Genomic DNA, 324 nt, shown 5'->3' with positions numbered 1-324 from the left:
GGTCATTCGTCGCAGTCGGTCGGCCCAGCGTCGGGCAAAGAAGTCGAGGTAATAGCCGTCGACGTAGGAATCCTCGCTGTCGCGGGGACTCGCTAGCTGTAGGTGACGGAACGCTTCCAGAAGAAAGGTCGGGCTGACGCCGTAGCGGGCCGCGATCTCGGTGATGCTGAGGGTGGGAATCCTGTCCTCCTCGACGAACGAATCGAACGTGTGTTCCCACGTTAGCAACGACCGCCGGCATGGAGTCGTTGCAATGGAATGGGTTTCGCTCACAAACGCAACGCGGCCCGCTCGGGATCAACCGAGCAGGCCGCGTTTACCGAG

At 61.4% G+C, this 324-nt stretch carries 1 protein-coding gene; it reads right to left on the bottom strand.

Annotated elements, in window-relative coordinates; genetic code table 11:
- On the bottom strand, nt 1-273 hold a 273-nt coding region (locus tag ACOADB_RS13880; RefSeq protein ID WP_378599579.1), incomplete at its 3' end, for a hypothetical protein.
- Nucleotides 274-324: the final 51 nt, after the last annotated feature.

The organism is Nocardioides sp. CPCC 206348 (assembly GCF_048654705.1).
GTDB lineage: Bacteria > Actinomycetota > Actinomycetes > Propionibacteriales > Nocardioidaceae > Nocardioides.
This window is presented reverse-complemented; position numbering and strand designations above follow the sequence as displayed.